Source organism: Priestia sp. P5_B4 (assembly GCF_056400385.1).
In genome coordinates this window covers 1-1,419 of the sequence record NZ_JBFULJ010000950.1, presented here as the reverse complement: position 1 = coordinate 1,419, position 1,419 = coordinate 1, and the positions used below count along the sequence as shown (strand labels likewise).

Sequence of the window (1,419 nt, the reverse complement as noted above, 5' to 3'; positions counted from 1 at the left end):
ACGTTCTATAATTACTTTGTAAATATATGGAGGTTAAAACAATGAGACCCGAACTTTCAAAAAATTTATCTATTAATGACTTCACGGATTTTTACTGGCTCAAAACCGAGCTGCAGCAATTTTGCCGTAAAAACAACATGAGCCCGTCTGGATCTAAAATGGAACTTTCAAAAAGAATTGAAGTGTTTTTAAAAACCGGTGACACTCAACACTCAGGAGCACCTTCTAAAAGACGCTCGTCCTCTAAAACACAAGCGCCGCTAACATTAAATACCGTCATTGGGGAAAATCACCGCTGCAGTCAAGAAGTACGGGCTTTTTTTTAAAGAAGCTATTCATCCTACATTTCATTTTTCAACCTATATTCAAAACTACTTTAAAGAAAATGTAGGGAAAACCTATCGAGATGTGGTAAAAGCGTGGCATGAAGAAGAAAAACGAAAAAAGCAGCCTTCTTATCAAAAAGAAATTGCGCCTCAGTTTGAGTACAACCGCTTTATTCGCGATTTTTTTAACAATCCGAAAAACAAAGGAAAAAGCCGCGATGATGCAATTGCGGCGTGGAAGCATTTGAAACTTCAGCCTGGAAGCAATCAATACCACTCTTAAATCAAACTCTACATAAATAAAGAGCATTAAAACACCACCTCAAGAAAAGGTGGTGTTTGTGCACGCCTGTAGATTTCTTCACATACACATGTGCTGTTTGTTACGGCGTAAAATCTTTAGCTATAAACAGACTCTTTTTTAATTAAACCAAGCGTCTGTGAAGTGGACGCATGAATTTCGTTAAAGAAGTCTGGATGATCAACTAATGACATGCCGTAGGAAGGAATCATTTCTTTTATTTTTGGCTCCCACTTGTTCATGTTTTCTGGGAAGCATTTTTCCAATACTTCAAGCATGACGTGAACCGCCGTTGATGCACCCGGCGAAGCGCCAAGAAGTGCAGCAACAGAACCATCAGCGGCACTTACAACTTCTGTCCCAAACTGAAGCGTTCCTTTTCCTCCGGCTTCCGTGTCTTTGATTACCTGCACACGTTGACCCGCTACGACGATATCCCAGTCTTCGCTTTTCGCGTTCGGGATAAACTCACGCAGTTCTTCTACACGTTTTTCATTTGATAACAGAACTTGCTGAATTAAATATTTTGTTAACGCCATTTCTTTGACACCTGCTGCTAGCATAGTTAAAATATTATTCGGCTTTACAGAACTGATTAAGTCCAAGTTTGAGCCTGTTTTTAAGAACTTTGGTGAAAAGCCGGCAAATGGGCCAAACAACAGCGTCTTTTTGTTGTCAATATAGCGTGTATCAAGGTGCGGAACCGACATTGGCGGAGCTCCGACTTTGGCTTTTCCGTATACTTTTCCGTGATGCTGCGCAATGACTTCAGGATTATTGCAGACCATAAAT

Annotated in this window: 1 protein-coding gene and 1 pseudogene; one reads left to right on the top strand and one right to left on the bottom strand. The window is 40.2% G+C overall.

Features of this window, described 5'->3' with window-relative positions; all coding sequences use genetic code 11:
- Positions 1-41: 41 nt before the first annotated feature.
- A pseudogene (locus AC1DRF_RS27795) lies at positions 42-609 on the top strand (DUF6434 domain-containing protein).
- A gap of 116 nt (positions 610-725) precedes the next feature.
- Here the strand turns inward: AC1DRF_RS27795 and AC1DRF_RS27790 are convergent.
- A partial coding sequence (locus AC1DRF_RS27790; RefSeq protein ID WP_477742284.1) for a malate:quinone oxidoreductase occupies positions 726-1,419 on the bottom strand: 694 nt, incomplete at its 5' end.